The following is a 24,319-nucleotide window of genomic DNA, read 5'->3' on the forward strand; positions in this document are numbered from 1 at the left end:
TTTCTCCCAGTCGCGATATAATTTTATTATATTTGTTATTGTATTAATTTTTATTATGGTTACTGTCCTATGAAAAACCAAATATTCCTACACCGCATGACTCTTCATGCACTGTAAATGACTCTCGAAAGCAATGGTTCGTCCATTGCTTTTGTTTTTTTCAGGGGTTTTTACGCATATTTTATAATCTACTAGAAATCTCAAAATATAATTGTATTTTTAGACTCGAAAATTTGACACCTTATGAAAAAGCTGTTGTTAATGCTGTTGGTTATCTTGGCCGCAGCCACATCAGCAAATGCCAGCACTGGTTTCAAGAACGGGGATAATAATGGAGATAAAAACGGTGACAACAACGATAACCGTAATAATTCCAAAAACACAAATAATACAAAGCCTGTACGGGTAGAAGAGTTTGTGTTAATGTTTCCACGGGTAGAGACGGCAGAAAAAGTGGATGAAGCAGAGTTGGAAAAAGCTATTGTGGATTTATACAAGTGGTATTTACAAAACGAAACCAAATTAAATACAAACGACTTCCTGAAAGGAAGTGGTAAGGAGTTGGCGTTTCCATTTAAAGTGGATCCAAAGACCTTACAGCAATATTTTCTATTCATCAAAAAGAACTTCCCAGGTTTTGGCGAAGACGACCTATCCAACGTAAAACGCAACCGGAAGAAAGAGGCACCTGTTACTGTGCGTGATGAAATGGATAATCCTATGTCGATTTCAGTTAATAGATAAAATTCGTTTTGCCAGGCCAGCATGCATTTAGAGTTCAGTTATGACAAGGGAGAAGTGTTACATGCATTGCGCTATCATTTTACGCAAAGAGGAGAGATAAAAGTCTTCCGCAATACACTCATTATATTGCTATTAGCCACCCTGACAGGTTTTTTCTTTAAGGTGGTAACGCCCGGGGCGCTTACTGGTATCGTGTTAATGGTACTGGTTTTAGGCTGGGTGTTCTGGTATCTCCTACCCGTTTCTATCTATAATAAAGCTGCTACATTTAAGGATAGTATCCAACTGAAATATTCTGATGAAGGCATCCTGATCTCCACCAGGGGCAGCGATCATCAGCGGGCTATCAGCTGGAGTAATTTTTCCCAGGTAGTAGAAACCAAGAAATTCTTCTTTTTATACCGGGATAAAAAAACTTTCTTCCTTATTCCTACCAGCGCCTTTAAGACAGAAGAGGCATATAAGAATTTTGCCGATGTGTTGAAGGAAAAATTCAATCACTATAAATAATCCTGTTTCCTGCTGAATATACGGGGATTATCCCGGAACGTCGGAGAAGGCTGTTGCCGGCAGCCTTCTCCCTAAAAATCTATTGTCTGAAATACACTGAAATGCAGGATATGGTTCATTGTTTTAGCACCGGACGCTGCTTGCACTAATTGATTCATATACCCGATATCTGCTTTTAGTTTTGTATTGAATTGATAGCCAAATGCTGCCAGGAAGCGGTTTTGGTCAAAAAGTAGGTTACTGATATCATTTCCCCAGAGGTTCAGAAAAATTTCATCCTGTAGCGCTATATAGAAGGGTGTGTCTTCTTTTTTATGTTTAATGCCCAGCTGGGTGCGATTGAAATAGCGGAAGCGGTTACCATATTTCCAGTTGCCTATGGCATCCGGGTGGCCGGGTTGTGAGGGTTGGGCTACCCAGCGTTGTTCCAGCCTTAGCCGATGGGTCATATCTATTTTCTTCTCCTTATGAATATACTGTTCGAAGATACGTTGTTCCGGAAGCCAGGTGTTGCTTACCCCGTTGTAAGTAGGAACGAAGGCATAGCCTAATAATATGTGGTCCTGTTTGGTGAGCGAATATTGTAACCCGCCGCGCATCAATAACTGGCCTTTGTTGCTGATACCATCTCTGATACGAAGTTGTACATCAAATGGGATGGCCCATCTGCTATTCAACTTAGCGGTGCCAAAATAAGTATACCAATGTTGGTAAGTGTGTGTAGTGCTTTGCGCAAACGTTAATTGAGCAATAGCCATTAAGGCTGCAGCCAGCAGTAGTTTCCTCATAAATGCCGAATATAGGTTGGGGTTAAAGATAGTTAATCGGGGGTAAAAAAAAGCGCCTGCAGATGCAGGCGCCGGCAGATTGTTGTTTAGCTATAGTTGATTGTTGTATCAGAATTTATTGTACCACAGTTTGGTGCCTTTGAAATCGCCGCCTATGGCAGTGGCAGCTGAATTGTAATTGGCTGTGTTCTGTGATTGTTCGGTGATAGGATAGGTTAAGCGGTATGGTACACCGTCTTTCACACTATTATCCAGCACACCTGATTTAGGCGCCATAAATAATGGTGCACCACCTGGTTTTTTGAATTTCAGCCTGGTTCTTTCAAACCATGCCTGGAATCCTTGTGGGTAGAGGGCCAGCCATTTCTGGGTGCCTATTACATTACGCCAGTCTGCAGCCACATAAGGCACTTTGGCGATATATGCATCGATCGCTGCATCTGTAATGGTAGACGCGCTTGAGGTAACGTCGCGCCACCAGGTCATAGATGCTTTGATACCATTTGCATAATGTGTGGCAGCATCGCCTACAGTCATGCCCCGGGCCGCGGCTTCAGCCAGGATAAACTCCACTTCTGCATAGCTCATGAGGATACCAGGCATAGTAGCGCTATACACTTTTTTGCCGGGAGCTGAGTAATAGGTATCTCCTTTATGGTCAGGATCTGAAGTGGCCCATCCATAAGGTAATCCCCTGAACACGTTGCCATCTGCAGTAGGCCTTGCATATATCGGCAGGCGGGGATCATTCAGGCTATTCATATAATCCAGTAAGGTGGTGCTTACTGCAAAATCGATGATAGGACGATCTACATCATTCTGCGGATACCTGTTGGGTACATCAGCGAGGTACTGGAATAGAGCTGACTGATCATTGGAACTGATGGCCTGTTGATAGTTGGCCTCAATGATGGTCTTTGCCTTTTGCGGATCGGCATCTGCCATCCGGATAGCCAGACGCAACAGTAGTGAATGTCCCAGCCTTTTCCAGCTTTCTACATCCCCTTTATAGATAATATCTCCTGTATTAAAACTTGTCTGGGTGGCATCCAGCACTTTGATCTGTGCCTGAAGGATATCTATCAGGGAATTATATACTGTTTTTGCATCATCATATGCAGGAGCGATGTTGGTCGTATTCTGGAAGGCCTGTGAATAAGGAATATTGCCGTAGGTATCTGCCAATATCTGGAAGATCCAGGCGCGCATAATATGCGCAATGGCAGTTTGATTAGCTACGCCCGGTTCACTGAGCTTGGGCTTATTCATATTAATCAATGCATCGAGGTCGTGCAGCGATATCCTATACAAGTTATTCCAGAAGGTACCGTTGTTACCCTCATCCAGTTGGTACTGGCTATCTACTACCCTGGCATTGCCAGACCAGTATTGTGCGTAATGCATGGCGATGAAGCCATTCTGTAAACCGCTGTACAGTACATCCATGGCTGATTTCTGGGCGCCGGTTAACAAGTATTGTGGCTCTGTGGTACTTGGTTTGGTAGGGTCCCGGTTCATATCATCCAGTTTTTTACAACCGGAGATGGCCAGGGAGACTGTCAGGAGTAATGCACCACTATATTTCAAAATCGTCTTAGTCATCTTCGTAAAATTTAGAATGATACATTCAGGTTTATACCATAAGAGCGGAGGGAAGGCAATGCACCACCTTCAATCCCCTGGATATTGGAGGCGGAGTTGAGGATGTTGGATGGATCCACATTGGGTGCATTGGACTTGATCAACCACAGGTTACGACCATAGAGGGATACCCTTACGTTTTGTGCCCCGATTTTTTTATACCAGGATTCCGGCAGGTTATAACCCAGTTTGGCTTCTCTCAGGTAGATATAACTGGCATCATACAAATTGGCTGTACTGATGGCATTTCCTCCATTATACTGGAAGTGATCTTGTGCAGAGATCTTGGTTTGATTAGGCTTCCCGTCTGCTGTAACACCAGGTACCGTGATACCTGTTTCGCGGATGTTGTTGGCTACTGTGCTTTCGAGCAAACCTGATTTTTCTCCATACAGGTTAGTGTACGAGAAGAACTGGCCACCATGCTGGAAATCGACCAATGCAGAAAGGTAGAAGCCTTTATAGGAGAAGGTATTAGTGATACCTCCCACATAGTCCGGATAGGCGTTACCGATATTATGAATTGCGGAAGGCACATAACGACCTAATGAGTCTACTACTTTTTGCCCGTTTAAGTAGGTGTAATCCGTACCGCGGAGCGTTCCCAACGGCTCTCCTACTTCCGCTACCACAGACACTTTCTGGGTACGGCGATCGGTACCAATTGTCAGAATAGGCAGAGAGGTGTTGTATTGCGGAATGTTGAGGTTCAGCAATTTGTTGCGGTTGAACGCGATATTGGCATTAATATCCCAACGGAAGCCACCTCTCAGGCGGATCGGGTTTAAGTTTAAGCCAATTTCCACCCCTTTGTTTTCAACACTACCTCCATTTACATAGGCGCCAAGATAACCGCTTGGCGCGGAAACGGGCAGGGTGATGATCTGATCTTTGGTTACGCGCCGGTAGTAGGTAAGATCGAGTCCAACGCGATTATCCAGGAATTTCAATTCCACACCGGTTTCCACTTCCGTGGTACGTTCTGGTTTCAATGCAATGTTGTTGTAAGTAGCATTGAACTGGCCAATGGGATTACCGCCGAATGGAGGTATATAGTCGAATGTGTTAAAGCTATGGTACGGATCGGCATCGTTACCTACTGCAGCGAGGCTACCTCTTAATTTACCGTATGACAGCCATTTCCATTCTTTCAGCAGATCGGAGAACACGAAAGACAGGGACGCAGACGGGTAAAAGTATTGGTTGTTGCCTTTCTGCAGGGTGGAAGTCCAGTCGCTGCGACCTGTGAGATCGAGGAACAGGAAGTTTTTATATCCCAGGTTGGCGGTAGCGAATACAGAGTTAATTTGTTTTTCGTAATATTCATCTATTGGCGTAGCTGTTTGAATAGAGTTATTCAGGTTATAAATATCCTTGATAATGAAGCCTCCGTTGGTGACGCCACCGGTAGTAGTCCACAGCCTGTGCATCACGTTACCGCCCACAGTTGCATTTAACTGCAGGTCCGTTCCGAAATTCTTTTTGATATCGGCGGTTACCTGGTAGTTCATTTCGCGGGAGGTCCGGATGCGTTTGATGTAAGTACCTGGTATGTAGTCCTGCGCGGTTCTTTCTTCTTCCAGGGTATTGTAGTCGTCCATGAATACGCGGCCAGAGAAGCTCAACCATTTAGTAGCATCTATATCTACCCCTGCGTAGCCGTGCAACCTGTTGCGGCTATCCGTTTCATAATCCATATAGCGGTTCCAGTATGGGCCATTGCTGGAAGAGATACCTGGATCATTCCAGGCTTTACGGTTCCAGGTAATCTGGGAACCATCGTCGTATTTGTATCTCTTTTCCTTTTCAATATCGAGTTGACGCTGACCATACATCGTAAACTGCAAGGTTGGGTTGGGGCCGGTGAAACCGGTGCCGGGGCGACCTTTTACGCGGAGGGAAGTGTAGTTAATGGAGGCAACTGCTCTTACTCCTTTCGTCACTTCATAGTTTCCGTTTACCGAGAGGTTATTCCGTTTGTTGGTGGCATTGGGCAATACGAAGCTCTGGTCCATGTTGCCGTACGAGAGGCGGAATCCACCCTTATCGTTGCTACCAGCGAGGGAGATATTGTTTGTGAGCGTAAAGCCTGTTCTGTAGAAGTTTTTTACGTTGTTTGGATGTGGAGACCAGGTATCTGTTTGTCCGAAGAACGGGTTGTTTTTGTTTTTATCCCATGACCAGTAGGGGCGGATTTTGCGGCCATCCAGTTTTGGGCCCCAGGATTCATCTACTGCATATTTGGGAAGGAGGTCATATCTGCCTTTCCCGTTATTATCGTCGTAAGTAGCACTTTGTTCATTCAGAAATCCTTCAGGGTGTTGGTTATAGTAAAGTGTATCGAAGCTACCTGCACTACCGCCACCATATTGGTTTTGGTATTTGGGGAGAACGGCTACCTGGTCAACCTGTGCGTTGAGGCTGTAGGTAACACCGATGCCTTTTTCGCTATCCGGGCGTTTTTTGGTAGTGATGAGGAGTACGCCATTAGCGCCGCGGCTGCCGTATAATGCAGTAGCGGCTGCTCCTTTGAGTACAGATATATTTTCGATGTCTTCCGGGTTGATGTCCTGGAGGGGGCTACCGTAGTCATAGCCGCCGCCGCCGTTTTGTTGTCCGCCCTGGTTGGTAACGCTGTTCATCATGGGTACGCCATCCAGGATGAAGAAGGCGTTGTTATCGCCGAGGATGGATTTAACCCCACGGATGGTAATTTTGCTGGAACCTCCCATAGAGCCCGTATTGGTACTGATTTGTACCCCTGGTACTTTACCGGAGAGGGCATTCACAAAGTTCACTTCTTTAGCTTCCTGTACGGCGCTTCCGCTCACTTCCTGTATAGCATAACCTACAGAGCGGGGATTCTTTTTAATGCCAAGGGCGGTTACCACCACTTCTCCCAACACTTTTTTAGTAGCGCTGGAAGGTACCATGTTGATATCCAGTGCGCCTCTTTTGGTAACGGGAATGGTTTGTTCGCCGAAGGTGGGAGCAGTTACCAGGATGGTATCGCCAACGCCGGCCTTGATTGTATAGTTACCTGTAGGATCGGTTTGTGCATTCAGTTTTGCCGTTTTGTTCCTGATCACTGCGCCGGGAATAGGAGTGCCTTTATCATCTTTCACTGTTCCGCTGAGCGGGAATTTACCTACTTCACTTTTAGCGGTAGCCGGATCCGGAGGGAGGATTAATGCAGTATCCTCTTTAGGTTTGGCAGTGGGTTTTGTGGTATCAGTAGCGGGTTTCCTGGTGGTATCCTGTTTACTGGTATCTGTTGCAGCAGGTTTAATGACTACCGGAGTAGTGGTATCCTGTTTGGGTTTGGTACTGGTATCAGCAGCGGGCTTAATGACTACCGGAACGGTGGTATCAGCCGGTACTGATCTGGCTGTGAGGTACCCTTCGGGTTTTGCGTATGCGCTGCTGGAAGTATAGCAGAAAAGGGCATAGCACAGGCCCGACCAGGCTAGTACATGGCTTCTCATTGTATAATGAAAGATTTGGTTACAAACTTTTTCGACAGGATTCCTATACTGTCTGTTATTATATTGCTTATCCATCAATATAACAATACAATCAAAAGGGCTTCTACAATGGGTTGTAAAAGAAAAAAAAGTATTATTTCAGCGTTTTCCTCATTTCGTAGTGTGGGATTCCCACCTCTGTAAATTCTTCTCCACAGATTTCATAATTTAACTTCAGATAGAAGCCTATGGCCTCTTTTCGGGCATGCATGGTAAGTACGGTGAAGTTGTTGTTACGTGCATAGGTTTCTGCAAACATGATAATTTCACTGCCTGCTCCTTTACCCTGCAGGGCCGGCGAAACGGCCATCTGCCTGAGTTGTACGGTATCTTCACTGATGGGTGTGAGGATGCAGCAGCCTGCCAGCATTTCTTTGTCATTCACTGTGGTAAAGCCTGCAATAAAGATGTCATTTATTTCTTTTTGCAGCTGTTCATCCGAAAAGGTGAGCCCCAGCGGTTTGCGCAGCACTTCATTGCGAAGGTCGAGCATGGTGTGATAGTCGCAACTACCGTATTCGAGTATACGAAAATTCAGCATATTTGCCTGGTACGTTAGTGAATGTTAAAGGTAGGCAATTGGACCGGGAGCTGGATAAGTAGGTGCTGAATGCTGTTCTGTAGCAGGTTCAGGAGTGCTGTGAATGGAAATAATCGATGATCAGCTGGCTCACGGACTTTACTTCCAGCATATCATCGTTGATGGTAAGTGCATTAGGGTGCGTGTCGGTACACACCACCTTTTTTATGAGACCGCTTTTTTTGATCTTATCGAAACCATTTCCAGCAAATATGCCATGGGTGGTGATTACACAGATTTCTTCAGCGCCGGCTTCGTGGTAGGATTCGGCTGCATGAATGAGCGAGCCCCCGGTACGGATCATATCATCGTAGATGATAACGGTTTTACCTTTTACGTCGGCATTAATACCGGTGATGGCCGTTTCATCGCCGGAGATGCGGCGTTTAAACACGAAGGCTGCCGGTACATGCAAGTCGTTTGCGAGTGATTCTACCCATTTAGCTCTGCCGGCATCTGTGCTGGCCAATACAAAAGGCTGACCTGCTGCGAGTTCCAGGGCCGCCGCTTTTATCAGTTCTTTTGCATATAGATGAACAGGGCGAACATCATTTTCAAAGTACCAGGTAATTCCATCTACATGCAGATCTATCATTACAATCCTATTGCCACGGGAAGTATTAGGAAGCGATGAAAACAGTACTGCGCGTGTTTTGGCTTTGACAATTTCCCCATATTTTACTGCCCGCTCCATGGTAGAGTATCCGAAGAAAGGGATGATAATGGTGAGGGAGAAAGCGCCCAACTGTACACAGCCGCTGGCGAGGTCGTATAATTCCAGGGTTTCTTTGTCGTCGATAGTGCCGCCTATTAAAATAACTTCCTTGTTACTGACATTACTTAAAATGCAGTGATAGTGTTCTCCATCAGGGAAATCGCGGATGTCCAGTACTCCGTTTTCCCAGGATGGACCTGTAATATCAAGGATCCGGTTTTTTAAATACTGGTAGTGTTGTGTAGCAAAAACTATCTTCTGTGGCATGACATTTACCCGATAAATCTGTAATAATCGTAAAAATAAGTGATTGAAGGGATATTTATAACGTTGATAATTAATATTTTTGTTGGTTAGCACTAGCACACGCCCTGTTTTTTAACTTTTCGTTTAGGGGTAGAGCATTAAATTTGAGAGATTAGCACATTCATGATTCGTATTACAGCATATATAGGAGCACTGTTTTTCTTCTTTTTCATTAGCATAGAGGGTACTGTCGCGCAGGTGAGGTTATCCGGTATGGTAGCAGATCAGGAAACCAAAACGGGATTGCCTTTTGTTACGATTGTTAACAAGAGGACCATGACCGGCGTACTCAGTAATGAAAACGGCCGGTTTTACATAGAGTCGTTACCAGGAGATACGCTCGAATTCTCTATGTTGAGTTATACTACCAAGCTACTGATTACCCCGGGCATGTCTTCCACTATGGATGTGTATATGCAAAAACGCATGTTTGAGCTGCAAGGGGTAAATGTAACGGGTAAAGGATATAAAAAAGATTCATTGGCTATGAGAGATGAGTATGGCCGTTATTTTAATTATCATAAGCCTGGCGCAGTAGATGTATTGAAAACATTGCCTGCCAATCCTATTACGGCACTAACTTACCTGGTGCCCAGCAAGGTACGTAAGCGGAAAGAGCAATTTCATGAACAGTTGTTATACTGGGAAAAGGAAAAGTTTATAGACTACCGGTATTCCCCGGAGCTGGTAGGAAAAATGACCAAGCTGCAAAGTCCTGAGCTGGATTCGTTTATGCATGAATACAGGCCAGGGTACCAGTTCCTCAACACTGCGTCGGATTATGACCTGCTCTTGTATATCAAGCAATCTTTTGAGGAATACCAGAGAAAGAAACAGGATAAGAAAGAACCTTAAGAATAATAGCGCCGGGTGAAAACACCTGGCGCGTTTTTTTTTGTTAGTACGCATTGGGTTGTTATAAATCGTAGTCTGACGATTCGATTATTTTTTTTAAACTTTCAAGCGAATAATAATGTTGTTGCCGGATATAGTCTCTTAGCCCAGGGTCTTTTTGAATGATCCGCTCCAGTACAGAAAAATCAGGCCAGTTGCTATTTAACGCTCCCAGGAATTTATGAAAGAGCGGTTCGTAAACAATAGCGATATAAGCAACAATTTTTCTTTTTTCATTGAGGGTGAATAGATCGTACGGCTGGTGGGTAAATATCTCATTAGGCCTGTTGTCATATAGCATGTTTGCATATTTATCCAGTGCATCGAGGAGCTGGTGGTCGTGGGCAGCAGTATGCCGGAAGATCCATTTCAGCAATTCTTCTTTTATTTCCAATACACCCAGCGCATTTTTAACGAAGATGATATTACCTATTGTCGGTTTCCTTTCATCTTCCATATCGAAGTAATCGTTCATGACAAGATCATTTATTTTAGGTTCTTTTGTATAGCCAAAAGAGGTGACGAGGGTTTTTAAAAGGAGGGAATCTTCCTGGAGCAGATAGGCAAGATCGGGCTGGCTGTTGTTGAAGAGGTATTTGTTGAGCGCGACAAATTTTTGTAGCGCTTTAATAGTATAATGGCTGCTATCCACGAATTCTATAAAGTCGCCCAGGAATGGAACTGTTGTAATGAACGAGTGTTCCTTTGGAATAAAGAAATTATCAATAGTATAATCAAATTCAAGGTCCTCGTTGCTTTTTTTTTCAGCAAATACTGTTAAGAATTTATCTCGTATTCTGACTTTGTCGTTTTCTGATTTTAGTATGTCGCCGAATATTTCATGTAGTCTATTTTTGAAACTTTTCTGGTCGATTTCGTTGAAACCACTATCCCTTAAGCCTTGAGCAAGTAAGGGAAGTGCAATATTTACGTCTCTTTCTGAATAGATATGGAGTGGTGTTGTATCGCCCTCTATTTCTTCCAGATGGTCTTGTAATTGATATACTTGTTTTATGGAATCTATGTTTGATGTATACATTTTGCTTTGGTTGTTGGATAAACTTATTTGACTTAAAGACGTGTTTTTGGAGGTAGTAGTGTTATGACAACCAACTGCACACACAGCAGTGATAATAATTGAGAATGTTTGATAAGGTTTCATAAGGAGTCATTTTTTTTGTCTTAATCCGATGTGGAAATGATTTTGGTGTACTCTTGTAACTTTACTAAGGGTATTTTTAATATGTTCCCGAAAAGCATAATTATTGGTAAATCCCCATTTCCTGGCGACTTCGAGAATATTTTCCAATACGCTGATAAAATCGTTCTCACTTTTATATACCTTCATCGCCTCACTCCAAAGCACTTCTCCTGATTTATTAGAGCTTCCTGGATACCGGATGTCTATATCATTCCCATCTATATGTCCCTTATGCCCGATATTTCTTTTATCAGCTGCGGAAATATCATTGAAGTATAGCTTGTCTTTGTAACCGTTTTTGGGAAGCGAATAGAAGAAGCCGAATAGTGGTGCTGCTATTTCCGGGGCTATGTAGTTATCTCCGCCTTTGTCCCGCTGCCCATACCGGCCCCAGTTAGGGCCAGTTTCGGGGAAGGGCAGCAAGTGACAGCGATTTTTTTCGACTATATAGGTACGAACCAGGTTACGGGAAACGTATACATCATACTGATATTTGTTGCTAGCCGGGTTATGGCGAACCAGCTTGTAGGTAAAGGTGTCGGTGTCGATACAGTAGCGGTTCGTCATTTCAGTACTGACGGTTTTATAGCGGCATCTGCGAACATGGAATGCCAGGGACGTAGCGTTATCAAAAGCATGTTGTTTTTCACTATGATTGCTTTTGCCATTAACAACTATTTCTTTGCCGACCTGTTGACTAACGGCGATTGTTGCGTTCCTGCTGCTATTGGCAATCAAAGGCAGCCCTTTTGACACCCAGAACGCCATGGCTGATAGGGTGGCAATCTTCATGTTGCTGGCTACGAGGTCGGGATGGGCTATCACATCTGCTTGTTCCTTTATCGTGTAGTTGTTGGCGTAGGCATATGCTTCCCTGCCAGTTATCTGTATCAGCCCTCGCCCTCTGAAGTTCCAGCCATCGCCGGCAACGGTATTGCCCAGTGATTTACCTTTAGCAGATCCGGGGCCATAAGCATAATTAGCGATGTGCTGCATATTTTGCTGGCTGACGCCTGGATGAGCAGGTTTCTTCACCTGGCGTCCCCACTCCTTTGCTTTTTTGCGACCTTCAGTGGTTTTGAAAGCGCGAAAGTTGGCAGGGAGGTCTTCCCAATACCAGTTGAAATTTTCACCTTCTTTTATTTTAAGACTGCCACCGCACTCGACAATGATCTGTGCGAAAAAATGCGCTTTGTTCCAGCAGGAGTTCATTCCTGTTAATTGCATATACTTATTGTAGATGCCTGCAACAGGCAGTAACAAGGCTTTACTGGCATTTGGAAATATTCTCTCCAGCTGTGCAGTGGTGATATTTTCCTCACAACGGGGACATTCCGGCAACTCGTCATCACCCAGCGCTTCTCCCACTACTACCTGGGCATTGGAACCGGCAAATTTATTCAGTAACCCATGGAGACCATCAGATAGCTTTATGTGCTGGTAGTAGCTAATGCTGCCGGGGTTTAACAGGTTGTTATCAGCTATTTCAGCGGGATACAGGTATTTGTTGGTAGCAGATATTTTTACCGCAACGTAGAAACTGCGATAACACTGTTCTTCCAGGAATTTCCCTGTTTTAAGAGAAAGCGTGTTAATCAGTACATCGCAGGTTTCACTATCATTTACCTGGATTTCCTTACGGCAATGGCATATATCTTCTTCCTGGAACTTGTTTTCCCATATTTCAAATAACAGGGTTTCTTCCGAGAGGTTGCTGGTTTGTATATGTACCGTGATTTTCTCTCCGTATGGATATACCTTGTAGGCCGGTACATGATGGCTGTCGAAGAACTGTATAGATATTATTTCCTTCACATCTTTTACCTGGAGATATTTCCCCATTTCCGCTCCTCTTAACTGCTGCTGTTTTCGAGGAAGCCAATATTTTTTATCATGACAGCAAATAACTTTCATGCCAGCAAACTGTATGCTGTCTTCTGTTTGTGCTATGGCGAATAATAAATTACTGGTACCCCATTGGAAGGAAGATGCCGTGAGTATAGGCTTCAAATTTTTGGTATTGATCGCTACAGTTAGCGTACCGGTATCATCGAATTTTACCTGACCGATTGCCTTTACGTGACAGATCCGGTTTGCGGGTGTGCTTTGCAGCAGATGCAGGGTAATCGCTTCGTTACCGGCTTCGGGGCTGACAATAGTGATATAGATATTTTCCTGCCATCCTGCCCGAGGCTTATAGATATTTTGCTGATCAACAAAACACCATCGGGTGACAGTAGCATATACTGCGTTTATTTCCACTGTTTGTACTGATTGTTTTAACCGGGCACTAATCATAAATGCTCCCTCGTGAGGTACAAATGCGTTTTCGTGTACGTCGCGGCCTGCGCCGTAGGGTTTCCATATAATGGGACCATCGAGGTTTTCGTCATAAGGCATTAATGTTTGCGCTGTTAATGTATAGCGTTTACCTACTATCCAGTTGGTATCGGAACCATCTACTTTTATTGCCTGTATTTCATTGTTTTTTACTTCGAAATACCTGCGGGCCTGTTGCGGTTTTGATGGAGGCAAGTCTATCAGTGCCGATATACAGTATTTCCCCGGAATGGTAAAGTGGGTATGGCCATCAAGCATAAGTGATGCGCCTATACCCACTTGTTTACCATTTAAGTGCCATTGGGTGGCAGCTGCAGAAGAAGACGACAGCTTAGCAGGGGACATCATGTCTGATGCCTGGAAACTAAGGGAGGTTCGGGGTCTAACGATATGGTTAACAAAGGGGTTAACAATAAATGCTACAGTTGGTTTTTGTTCTGGAAATAAAGACTTTGTCGTTTGTTGATTATTGCAGGTTCGCGCCGCTGGGGCAGCAGTGTTGGTAGTATCAGAAGGTATGGATGTTGTCATTTCCGCAGGATGACATGCAACGATAGTTTCGTTGGTATCGTTTGTCGCAGGGGATGGTGTTTGACCGTGATGAGTAATAGTAATACAGGGGATGCCGGCTACGGTACAATATGCCTTGCTGTTTTCCGTGAGTATTTTGCCATCGTTAGCCAGCACTATGTGGGGTAATGTATCCCGCCATTGCGAAACGGCTGGTATGCAGGCGTTTTGCGTGAGACTGCAACGTCCGAATGTAGCGGGCATGAATGGATTTCCCAGTTCTGTACTGCTGGCAACGGGTCTGGCGTTGCCGGAGTGGTCATTCATATATTCGTTGGTATTCAGCACCTGGAGTTTACTGTTGGTAGTACCAAATCGACACTGGCACACCGCTCCCTGTACCACAAAATGTTTGTCAGCCATCTTATAGTTTTACAAGTGTATGATAGTTGAACGCGTTACGCTTCCCGTGTTTGCGTTGCAGTACTGTTTTTGATAAACCTTATCCCGGTTTGTTTTCCGTGGATAACAATAGATTTGATGGCATAGAGCGTCAATGGTCCATGGGAATTCCAGTGGATGCTTCTGCAGTTTTCTGTATATCTTTTACAGATAATAGATAGTTTTCCTGTGGAATTGTTATTCATATGGTTAATGTTTTAGTGTATGATAGATTTCTCTGCGCTTTTAATAGTGACGGTTTTTCCTGATGAAATATGCATATCTTCTTTAGTGCTGTGGATGTTTATTTCTTCTGCATTCTTTTCCATTTCTCGTGCTTGTACATGGATATTTTCCCTTGCTATTTTAACAATGTTAGTGGCGGTTAACCGGTAGTCGTTGAGGGCATATTGGTTGATGCCATCGCCGGCTGTATGCAGGATGTTCATGCCAGCGGTATGATGCTGGTGTATGCCGGCATTTATATCAATATTTTCGGTAGCCTGTATGCCGATGTTGCGGGCGGTGATTTTTATGTTTTCGGGAGCAGAGAGGGAAATGCTTTGGGCCTTTGTATTCATGATAAGGGTATTACCACCTTTGTCGGATATGATAATATTTTCGTTGCCATCGGTGTCGTCCAATCGTATAATATGGCCACTACGGGTTTTAATTACTTTTATGTTGTTTTGGTCGTCTCCTTCATTTGTTTTGGCAGCTCCGTTATAGGCGCATCCCGTGGCATAAGGTGCCTCTGGATTTCCTCCTTCGAAGTCTACCCATACTTCTTCATTTATTTCAGGGATAAAATAAAATCCTTTATTGGCGCCGCCATGGGGTTGATGGAACCTGATCCACGGAGTGCCGCCTTTCTGCCAGTTGAATCTTACGCGTATCCTTCCCAGCCCTTTAGGGTCATTGTTGTCGATTACGACTGCACTTTGCGCCTCACAGCGGGGCATGTTGAGAGATTTTCTGAGAGCGGGATTCAGATCGGCGGGAATGCCTTCGAAAGCGTTGTAATAATCCCCATTTCCATTGCAATGGTGCTCAATGGCGGTCAATAAGAATTCGCCATATTCTTCCCGGTGGAGTAAGGTTTCCTGTATGCTGACGGTATCGCCCAGCCGAAGCCCTGTATTGGTACTGGCGCCGTTAAGTAGCACCATTTGGGAGAGCAATCGTTGCTGATATTGCTGCGAAAGCAAAGATAACTCCATGGCCGCATGGCTGCTGAATGCAAATGGAATATTATAGGTAGCTGTATGATGGTAAAACTTTTTACTCAAGGCATGGAGGTGCCGGGTATAATTATTGGAACTTTGAACGGGTTGCTGTAATACCTCCGATGCTATGACCTGCGGACGCCTATATTCATAGGCTTGCAACAGCTGGCTACCCGGTAAAATTCTGCAGTTGATCTGAAATGACGCCAGATCTGTTTGGTGCGTGAGACTTGTTTTTTGAGGTCTATATTTCCCAAATATAATTTGTTGCCCATTGTAGAAGAAGTGTTCTCCATATCGCTGGGAAATACGATGAAGAAAATCAAACCCTGTCTCTTTGTATTGTACCACATATTTCAATGTGTGGGTAAAGATGGGATTTACCAGGCATTCAACAGAAAAGGGGTAACAGTTTTTGATAATGGTGTTGACAATGGATGATAAGGCCAGCTGCTCAAATGATTGGGTGTGTGGATTGCCTGATAGAAAGATGGTGGGGCTATTGCCCTGTAATATACAACTGCCTGTATTTCCATTCTGTTCTTTACCTGCACTGATATTGGTGATAATGCCGTTAAATAACAAAGGATTGAATTTTCCTGCCAGTTCAACAGGTTGGATGCATATGCTCACTTCTTTTCCAAGTAAGTATTTTCCAGCTGTTACCGGGTTGGATCCATAAACCGATAGCCAGTCGTATCCAATACCTAATTCAAATTCATGATGCTTTTCCATGGATTGTTTCAAATGCAGAAACTGAAATTGTCTGAGTTTCATTTTGTCTATAGATATGGTAGTTACAGTATTTAGCTTCATGGCGTGGGGTTTGAAGTTTTTCAGGAAGGTTTTTGGCGGGGTTAACCTTGCTAGGTTATAAATCGGGTTGAAAATTATGTAATAAATTTGAATTGAGAAAAAATAATTAAGAATCCTACCTAAAAAAAATATTTTAAAAACTGTATTTATTTCATTTAATTTTTGATGCTGTCTTTTGAATCCATTTATCGTATTGCGTTTGGTGGCTCATTGGTATTAGTATGAAGCCGGATTTTTTTATCGACCATCATTTTTTTTATTGAAAAAAAATTAACTTTGGATAAATATTCTGAGAGCGATTCTCTTCATTTGTTGTGATAAACCAAAATCGAGTAAGCAAATCTATTATCGCAACGTACTTCCATCTGTTAGTAAATGTAATTGGTAAAGGCTGAATTGTGCTGTAATTAAGACTTTAGCGCAACTTGGTTTTTGATGCTATGGGATGCTGGATAATACCAGGATGCCAGGAGCATGCTGATTATTTTTCTAAAAGTAATTAAAAGGAAGCTGTACTGGCAATAGGGAAATTAAGATGACTACGGGAAGAATTTGTTGACTAGATGAGCATTGTATACAATCGGGGAATTGTAGCGAACAAAATATTTTATTTCATGCGGTTTGTAAACTCAATCGTAGCTGACCTTCCGGCTGGTATTGGGTAAGGGATAACTATGGCAGTACAGCCGTATAATGGTAGGTTTTCCTGGCGGGACAGACCTCATTGTTATTGGAGATAACTGCTTAGGTATTACCTGACCCGTGGCCCGGGAGTGCTACGAAATAATTCCGAGTTGATTGTTGGTTAGCATAACCGGCATGAGAAGCTATGCTTCCGATATAATGCAGGCGGGCATACAGATAGCCGTTGGCGTTATAGTCGATGAGGAACGGTATGTCCCCGACGTAAAGGAGGAGGTTATAGAAGGTGTCATTGGTGTTGCGCCAGTGAGGATAAGTATTGTTATATGTTGATAACGGTTGCATTATCGGCACGGAAAATTGTGCCCGCGGTGTAACAGCGAATTCACACGAAGTGACATCGGCTTCGAAGACGATGAGAGGAGTTGTGCGTTTTGTTGTCTATAATATCGGCTAATGGCTGGTGAGGAAAGTTATGTTCACTGTATAATGGAAAGGGTACGTGAATTGACGCCGGCTTTGAAGACGATAAAGGTGATAAAGGAGATAAAGGAGATTTGTTTGCATGTTTGCATATGAACCTATGACTATGCATCGTGCAGCAGGTTGTGCCTGGTATTGTTGCCAGCGAGGAAAGGTGCGCTTAGTAAGATTGACCGTTTGGCCGGCATAGGAGATTATGCTCGTTATATGAAGGCAACTAAAAAGGCCTTAAGCGCCAACGCTCTTAAAGCCTAACTTCTAAATTAACAATCAACAATTTTATTTGAAGGAAATATTTCTCCATTCTCCCGAAGAACCATTGCCTACCCAATACCCTACCATACCTGTTTTAAGGGTGCTAATCTGTGTAACGGATAAACATTTCTTCCCGTTTACATAAGCTGTTATTTCGGGGAATTCAATGACGAGTTTAACGTGAAACCACTTATCTGGATCGGTAGCCGTGTCAACTTCATTTTCATATTTACCGGGATATTGATCTCTTAACGTAAACCAATCATATTTAGGAAGGGAAATGTATTGCACGGAATGGGATCTTCTTCCCCGCTCCGGTACCTGGAAGTTAAATGGGCGAAAATAAACAGCATCATAAGTAGAATCATTCTGACCATGAAAGGCAAGACCTACAAAGCTTTGCTGCAACACATTCTTTCCTTTTACATCGAACTCTATAATACCATTTGAAAATTCCTGATGGCTAATCCACGCTACTCCAGGACCGTCTGCTTTATTGAGATGAATAACGGAATCTTTTATCAGCGAACGATTCACTAAACGGAGTTGTTGAGCAAAACAGGTACTGGTAAGCAATAAAAAACAGGTTACAGCGATACTAAGATGGCGATACATGATGATTAGGTTTATAGTGCTTTTTATAAAATCATGCCGTGACAAATTTTGTTGATAACTAATCTATATTGTAATTTATTTATTATAATGTGTTCGCCGGCGATACACTTGCTGTTCATCGCCGTACATGTCTTTAAAAAGAAAAGCGGTACCAAATGATACCGCTTCGCTGTAAAAGGTTGGTAATTGTATTTTATTGCAATAATGATCCATTTAAAAGGCCTAACTGCGTTTCCGCCAGCTTGGCATTATAACGCGCCTGTATTAAACGATAGAATGAATCCTCCAGGCTCTGTTGTGCAATCTTCACTTCCAGGATAGTAGACACGCCTTGCTTAAAGCGTTCGAGGGCTACCATCGCATTTTCATGCGCCAGGTCATTGGTTTCTTCTTCCAGCGCGACTTGCTTTTTATAGTATTCGTAGTCTTTGAATGCGTTGTTGAGTGACAAATCTACCTGCGATTTTATATTATCCAGGGTAATGTTCTGGAAATCGAAATCAATCTTCGCATTTTGTACCTGTCTCTTCACATTAAACCCGTTGAAGATAGGTATGGCAGCGGTGAGCCCATAGTTGAAAACAGCGTTACGGTTGAATTTTGGACTAAACGCATTAGAGGCTGCATTGGAAGTATTCCGGTTATAGTTGTAGCCTGAATTGAATGATATTACCGGGAAATAATCCGCGCGATGTTCTTTAATGGCAAGCGCCGATATATTCACATTTTGCTGTTGCACTTTTATCGCGGTATTATTATTGGCAATGTTTTGCTGCAACAGGGAAAAGGACAAGCCACTATTCAGGGGAATGGAATCTATCACATCGTAACCGATAGCACCGGCGGGAACTGCCATGAGTTGATTGAGCAACCCTTTACTTTCTTCTATCAATGTTTGCTGGCGGAGATACATTGCTTTTTGGGCATTCAGGTCTACCTTGGATTGCAGCAGGTCGGTTTTAGGCGCAAGCCCAGTGCTGAATTTAGCATCTGATAATTTTACCCGCTCTTCTGAAATCGACATTTGTTCTGCCAGGGCCTTCAGCTGTTGCTTCTGTTGTACAATATTATAATAGCCATTAATAATAGTGGCTATGGAATTTTGCACCTGGTTTTTGATGGCCAGTTCTCCCAGGTCGCGGATAGATTGTAATTTATTGCGTGTGGCAAACATTTTCAACCCATCGAACAAGGTCCAGCTTAATGTTACGTTGCCGCTAATATTATTGCCTTTGATGCCACTGGTATCTCTCTTGGTACCATTTACGAATTCCTGTTTGGTAGCGGTACTGTTCCAGGTAGTACCGGCAGTGGCATTCAGGCGGGGCACGAAAGCAAAATTCGAGTAGGCGTAGTCATTAGCAGAAAGTTCCGCGGTATTCCTGGCTAGCCGGATATCAAAATTATTCTTGAGCGTCACATCAATGGCCTGCTCCAGCGTAAGTATCTGTTGCTGGGCCTTGAGACTGGTGGCGCTTATCAGTATCAGCAGTAGACATAAGTACTGCTTCTTTATATTTATCATCATAGATAGCTTCATCTTGTTCATGCAATCAGTAGCGTTTAGACATGTGCTGAAGTGACAGGTACAACGGTTTCGTTCTCGTCTTCTTCCTCATCATGACGTTTATTACCTCTGCGGGAGAAGAAAGTATACATCGCCGGGATAACGTATAAGGTTAATACTAGTGAAAATACGATACCTCCCACAATCACAATCCCTAATGGGATACGGCTGGTGGCGGCGGCCCCGAGCGACATAGCAATGGGGAGCGCACCCAGTGCCATGGCCAGGCTCGTCATGAGGATCGGGCGCAAACGAAGCGAGGAGGCGTTGATAACGGCATCTGATTTTTTCATACCACTATCACGTTGGTGGTTGGCAAATTCTACAATGAGGATACCATTTTTTGTTACCAGACCTATCAGCATGATTACCCCAATCTGAGAAAAGATATTCCAGGTTTGATTGAACAGCCATAGCGATAGCAGCGCGCCCGCAAATGCCAGTGGCACCGTGAGCATAATGATTAACGGATCTATCCAGCTTTCAAACTGGGCGGCAAGTACCAGGTAAATAAGCACCAGGGCCAAACCTAATGCAAACATGGTATTGGAACCGCTTTCCGCATAATCGCGGGACGAGCCGGAAAGCGCCGTATTGAACGAGTCATTCAGTATATGCTCCCGCTGTAGTTTGTCATAAATCCGGTACATCTCTTTCAAGCCATCGCCAATGGTTTTGCCAGGAGCAAGGCCAGCAGAAATGGTGGCCGATTTATAACGGTTAAAGTGATAAATAATAGGCGGACTGGTTTCTTCTTCAATGCTCACCACGTTGTCGAGCTGTATGGCTTCGCCACGGGAGTTGCGCACATACAGGTTTTGGAGGTCCATAGGATCATCACGATCTGCCCGGAATACCTGGCCCATTACCTGGTACTGTTTACCGTTCCTGATGAAATAGCCGTAGCGGAGATTACTCAGCGCCAATTGCAGCGTTTGTGAAATGTCCTGTACAGACACACCCAGCTGGGTAGCCTTATCGCGGTTGATGTGAATACGCAGTTCTGGTTTATTAAACTTCAGGTCTACGTCGGTGCCCTGGAATATTGGACTGGCACTTACTTCTTCCATAAACTTGGGAAGTACGGCTGTTAAGGTATCGAAGTTGATATGTTCAAGTACAAACGATACGGGCAATCCGCTTCTGCGTCCTACCTGGATGGTTTGTTGCTCGATGGCAAACACTTTACCTTCCGGAAACCTGCTCATATTGCGGTTTACCAGGTTTACAATATCTTTTTGCGAACGGTGGCGCTCCTGGGGTTCGGTGAGCACTACATTGGCAAAGGCGGTATTTACCGCACCGGATCCGCTGAAACCGGGTGACGTAACACTGAGAATAATTTTCTTTTCCGGGATAGAGTCGGCCATAAACTTGGTGAGCTTATCTACATAAGTGTCCATATAGTCGTAGGCAGTACCTTCCGGCGTGGTGATGGAGAGCCGGAAAGTGCTGCGGTCTTCCAGCGGTGCCAGTTCTGATGGCAGTGTTTTAAACAGGAAGTAGATCATAACCAGGCACCCCGCAATGATGAGTCCTGCCACCCAACGGATATGCATAAACGATTCCAGCGAACTTTTATAGCCTTCTTCCATCCAGCGGAAGAAAGGTTCTGTTTTAGTATAGAACCAGGAATGGGTATGCGTTTTACGGCCCAGCTTTACGTTTAGTACAGGCGTTAGTGTAAGGGATACAAATGCAGAGATGATTACCGCACCGGCTACCACGATACCAAATTCACGGAATAATTGTCCCACAAACCCCTGGAGGAAGATAATCGGTAAGAATACAAAGGCCAGGGTGATAGAGGTAGCAATTACTGCGAAGAAGATTTCTTCTGATCCTTCCCGTGCTGCGCGCATACGGGGCATGCCGGCTTCTATCTTTTTATAGATATTTTCCGTTACCACGATGCCGTCATCCACCACCAAACCGGTAGCGAGTACGATGGCGAGCAGGGTGAGGATGTTGATGGTAAACCCGCAGGCATACATAATGAAGAAGGCGCCGATAAGGGATACGGGGATATCTATCAGTGGACGGAGGGCCATGAGCCAGTCGCGGAAGAACAGGTATACGATAATAATTACCAATACGAGGGCGATGAGCAGGGTTTCTTCTACTTCATCGATCGATTTTTTGATGAAGCGGGTATTGTCCATGGCGATATTCACGGTGTAGTCGTCGGGAATATCTTTTTTCAGCTGGTTATATCTTTTATAGAATTCATCTGCGATGGCTACGTAGTTGGATCCGGGTTGAGGGATGAGTGCCAGTGCAATCATCGGGATACCGGATTCTTTGAGCATGGTTTCTTCGTTTTCCGGTCCCAGTACCGCCTGGCCGATGTCGCGGATACGGATTTCGCTGCCGTTAATATTTTTGATGATGAGGTTATTAAAGTCATCTTCCGATACCAGTCGGCCAAAGGTACGCACCGTAAAGTCGGTGGCGTTACCGGCAATTTTACCGGAGGGCAATTCCACGTTCTCGCGGGCCAGGGCGGCCTGTACGTCGCCTGGGGTGAGGCTATAGGACGACAATTTAGCCGGGTCCATCCAGATACGCATGGCATAACGTTTTTCTCCCCAGATCTGGATGGCGCTCACACCGGGAATGGTTTGGAGTTTTTCGAGGAGTACATTGGTACCGTATTCCGTTACTTCCAGTTGGTTGCGGGTATTACTCTGCACTGTCATGGAGATGATAGCGTCCGAGTTGGCGTCTTGCTTGGATACTACCGGGGGGGCATCAATATCCGGGGGCAGGCTGCGGAGGGCCTGGGATACTTTGTCGCGCACGTCGTTGGTAGCGCCCTCCAGGTCTTGTCCCAGTTCAAACTCCACAGTAATATTGCTGCTTCCCTGGCTGCTGCTGGAAGATATATTTTTGATCCCTGCAATACCATTGATTTGTTTTTCCAGTGGTTCGGTGATCTGTGTTTCAATGATATCGGAGTTGGCGCCTGCATAGGAGGTACGCACGTTAACGATAGGCGGGTCTATCGCCGGGAAGTCTCTCACCCCCAGGAAGGTAAATCCTACCATTCCGAATATCACGATAATGATATTCATCACGATCGCCAATACCGGGCGTTTGAGTGATAAAGAAGGTAAACTCATGGCAAATATTTTCGGTGTTCTTTATCTGTTGGCAGGTAATCAGGGGAGATAGGTTCCGCCGCGGGCCTGCTGCCGGATAAGAAAATGGTTACTGTATCTTATTATACTTCAGCGGCATACCTGGTTTCAGCTGGAGGATACCGGTGGTGATAATGGTATCACCGGCTTGCAGACCGTTGGTGATTTGTACGCTGCTTTCGGTACGGAGGCCTGTTTCCACAGTTACAAATTTGGCTTTACCCTTATCGGCTACAATTACTTTTTTATCGCGGGTACCAGGGATCACTGCCTGGGAAGGGATCATCATGGCATCCGGCATATTTTTGAGTATAATTTTTACTTTAGCGAAAGACCCCGGGAACAGTACTCCATTATTATTAGGAACGATGGCACGTAGTCTTACGGTGCGGGTGGTCAGGTCAATTTTCGGGTCTATAGCATAGATGCTGCCTTTGTATTCGTTATTATCTCCAGCTACGTAGAAGTTTACCTGGTCGCCATTTTTAATGGCGTTGCGATATTTTTCGGCTACGGAGAAGTCCATTTTGAGTGGATCTATCTGTTGGAGGGTGGTGATAACGGTAGCGGAGGACACGATGGCGCCTTCACTCACATTGCGCAGACCCAGTTTACCGCTGAAGGGAGCGCGCAATTCGGTTTTTTGCAGCTGGGTTTGGGTATAGTCCATGTCTGCCTGGTAGGCGCTTACCTGGTTGCGGGTTACGTCTACATCTTGTTGGCTGATACCATTTATTTTGAGCAGGTTTTCCTGGCGTTCCAGGGTGGTTTTAGCCAGTTGTTGCTGTAATTTCAGTTTCTGGAGTTGGGCTTTCAGGTCTTCATCATATAATTTAACCAGCATATCCCCTTTTTTCACGGGAGTACCTTCTTTAAAGTATAGGTGTATGATACGGCCGTTGATTTCTGGTTTCACTTCTACTTCTTCATTGCTTTGTAAGGTTCCGCTTGCCTCAATGGCCTGGTCGAGTTTGGATATTTTCACAACCCAGGCGTCGGTGAGCAATGACCTGGTGCCGGCGGCTCCTTTAGCGGAAGCAGCGGTTGTGTCGACAGCAGCCTTGTTGCCCGCAATTTTCTTATAAACGAAGAAGATGACGATGCCAGCTGCAGCCAGTAACAGGATGGAGCGAACGGTCTTTTTGGTGATGGCCATATCTTTTTATATGTGTTTTAGCAGCGTTTAGCTGTTGATCTATAGCTTAATATTAACGGCGAGCGGTGACTTTTAGTTACCGTACAGCATTACCCCGGTGGGGGAAGTCTCTCACAAGCCGGACAAATTTAAGCATTGAGGGGGCTGAATGCACCCGGCAACTGTTAAATAGCGTTAAGGGTTTAGATAAGTGGCTAAAAAGCCGGTTGAATGGAGATATTTAAA

At 44.4% G+C, this 24,319-nt stretch carries 17 protein-coding genes; 3 read left to right on the plus strand and 14 right to left on the minus strand.

All coding sequences use genetic code 11. The features are described 5' to 3' along the window. The first annotated feature begins 243 nt into the window (after nucleotides 1-243). Both FHW36_RS04960 and FHW36_RS04965 read left to right on the plus strand, forming a co-directional pair. Nucleotides 244-744 carry a hypothetical protein gene (locus tag FHW36_RS04960; protein WP_145663164.1) on the plus strand — a complete coding sequence of 167 codons (501 nt, stop codon included), beginning with the start codon at nucleotides 244-246 and terminating at the stop codon, nucleotides 742-744. Nucleotides 745-765: 21 nt separating this feature from the next. Beyond that, entirely contained in the window at nucleotides 766-1,254 is a 489-nt protein-coding gene (locus FHW36_RS04965) for a YcxB family protein (RefSeq protein ID WP_145663166.1), read from the plus strand. Nucleotides 1,255-1,325: 71 nt separating this feature from the next. Here the strand turns inward: FHW36_RS04965 and FHW36_RS04970 are convergent, their stop codons facing one another. The 5 genes from FHW36_RS04970 to prs form a co-directional block, all read right to left on the minus strand. Beyond that, nucleotides 1,326-2,042 (minus strand): DUF2490 domain-containing protein, encoded by a 717-nt coding sequence (locus FHW36_RS04970; protein ID WP_145663169.1) that lies wholly within the window; start codon nucleotides 2,040-2,042, stop codon nucleotides 1,326-1,328. A 108-nt stretch (nucleotides 2,043-2,150) separates the two neighbouring features. Beyond that, nucleotides 2,151-3,644 (minus strand): SusD/RagB family nutrient-binding outer membrane lipoprotein, encoded by a 1,494-nt coding sequence (locus FHW36_RS04975; protein WP_145663172.1) that lies wholly within the window; start codon nucleotides 3,642-3,644, stop codon nucleotides 2,151-2,153. An 11-nt stretch (nucleotides 3,645-3,655) separates the two neighbouring features. After that, nucleotides 3,656-7,168, minus strand: coding sequence for a SusC/RagA family TonB-linked outer membrane protein (locus FHW36_RS04980; protein WP_186452307.1), 3,513 nt, complete (start codon nucleotides 7,166-7,168; stop codon nucleotides 3,656-3,658). A gap of 133 nt (nucleotides 7,169-7,301) precedes the next feature. Continuing rightward, complete coding sequence (locus FHW36_RS04985; protein ID WP_145663177.1) at nucleotides 7,302-7,748, minus strand: GNAT family N-acetyltransferase; 447 nt, start codon at nucleotides 7,746-7,748, stop codon at nucleotides 7,302-7,304. A gap of 88 nt (nucleotides 7,749-7,836) precedes the next feature. Continuing rightward, a complete protein-coding gene (prs, locus tag FHW36_RS04990) occupies nucleotides 7,837-8,769 on the minus strand; it encodes a ribose-phosphate diphosphokinase (protein ID WP_145663181.1) in 933 nt (310 codons plus the stop codon). Between the two features lie 162 nt (nucleotides 8,770-8,931). On the opposite strand from prs, the gene FHW36_RS04995 reads away from it, so the two are divergent. After that, nucleotides 8,932-9,663: a carboxypeptidase-like regulatory domain-containing protein gene (locus FHW36_RS04995; RefSeq protein WP_145663185.1), complete on the plus strand. Its 732-nt coding sequence runs from the start codon at nucleotides 8,932-8,934 to the stop codon at nucleotides 9,661-9,663. A gap of 61 nt (nucleotides 9,664-9,724) precedes the next feature. Here the strand turns inward: FHW36_RS04995 and FHW36_RS05000 are convergent, their stop codons facing one another. The 9 genes from FHW36_RS05000 to FHW36_RS05040 all read right to left on the minus strand — a co-directional run bounded on the left by FHW36_RS05000 (nucleotide 9,725) and on the right by FHW36_RS05040 (nucleotide 24,094). Further along, nucleotides 9,725-10,864 (minus strand): hypothetical protein, encoded by a 1,140-nt coding sequence (locus FHW36_RS05000; RefSeq protein ID WP_145663188.1) that lies wholly within the window; start codon nucleotides 10,862-10,864, stop codon nucleotides 9,725-9,727. Nucleotides 10,865-10,870: 6 nt separating this feature from the next. Beyond that, nucleotides 10,871-14,176, minus strand: coding sequence for a PAAR-like protein (locus FHW36_RS05005; RefSeq protein WP_145663191.1), 3,306 nt, complete (start codon nucleotides 14,174-14,176; stop codon nucleotides 10,871-10,873). Nucleotides 14,177-14,211: 35 nt separating this feature from the next. After that, entirely contained in the window at nucleotides 14,212-14,400 is a 189-nt protein-coding gene (locus tag FHW36_RS05010; protein WP_145663194.1) for a hypothetical protein, read from the minus strand. A 12-nt stretch (nucleotides 14,401-14,412) separates the two neighbouring features. After that, on the minus strand, nucleotides 14,413-16,236 hold the full coding sequence (locus FHW36_RS05015; protein WP_145663197.1) for a type VI secretion system Vgr family protein: 1,824 nt from the start codon (nucleotides 16,234-16,236) through the stop codon (nucleotides 14,413-14,415). 744 nt (nucleotides 16,237-16,980) lie between these two features. Then, entirely contained in the window at nucleotides 16,981-17,223 is a 243-nt protein-coding gene (locus FHW36_RS05020; RefSeq protein ID WP_145663200.1) for a hypothetical protein, read from the minus strand. Nucleotides 17,224-17,640: 417 nt separating this feature from the next. After that, complete coding sequence (locus FHW36_RS05025; RefSeq protein ID WP_145663203.1) at nucleotides 17,641-18,231, minus strand: family 16 glycoside hydrolase; 591 nt, start codon at nucleotides 18,229-18,231, stop codon at nucleotides 17,641-17,643. 193 nt (nucleotides 18,232-18,424) lie between these two features. Next, entirely contained in the window at nucleotides 18,425-19,780 is a 1,356-nt protein-coding gene (locus FHW36_RS05030; RefSeq protein WP_145663206.1) for a TolC family protein, read from the minus strand. Between the two features lie 14 nt (nucleotides 19,781-19,794). Continuing rightward, complete coding sequence (locus FHW36_RS05035) at nucleotides 19,795-22,920, minus strand: efflux RND transporter permease subunit (protein WP_145663209.1); 3,126 nt, start codon at nucleotides 22,918-22,920, stop codon at nucleotides 19,795-19,797. An 88-nt stretch (nucleotides 22,921-23,008) separates the two neighbouring features. Further along, nucleotides 23,009-24,094 carry an efflux RND transporter periplasmic adaptor subunit gene (locus tag FHW36_RS05040; RefSeq protein ID WP_145663212.1) on the minus strand — a complete coding sequence of 362 codons (1,086 nt, stop codon included), beginning with the start codon at nucleotides 24,092-24,094 and terminating at the stop codon, nucleotides 23,009-23,011. Between the last annotated feature and the right edge of the window lie 225 nt (nucleotides 24,095-24,319).

The organism is Chitinophaga polysaccharea (assembly GCF_007829335.1).
In the GTDB taxonomy this organism is placed as follows: Bacteria; Bacteroidota; Bacteroidia; order Chitinophagales; family Chitinophagaceae; genus Chitinophaga; species Chitinophaga polysaccharea_B.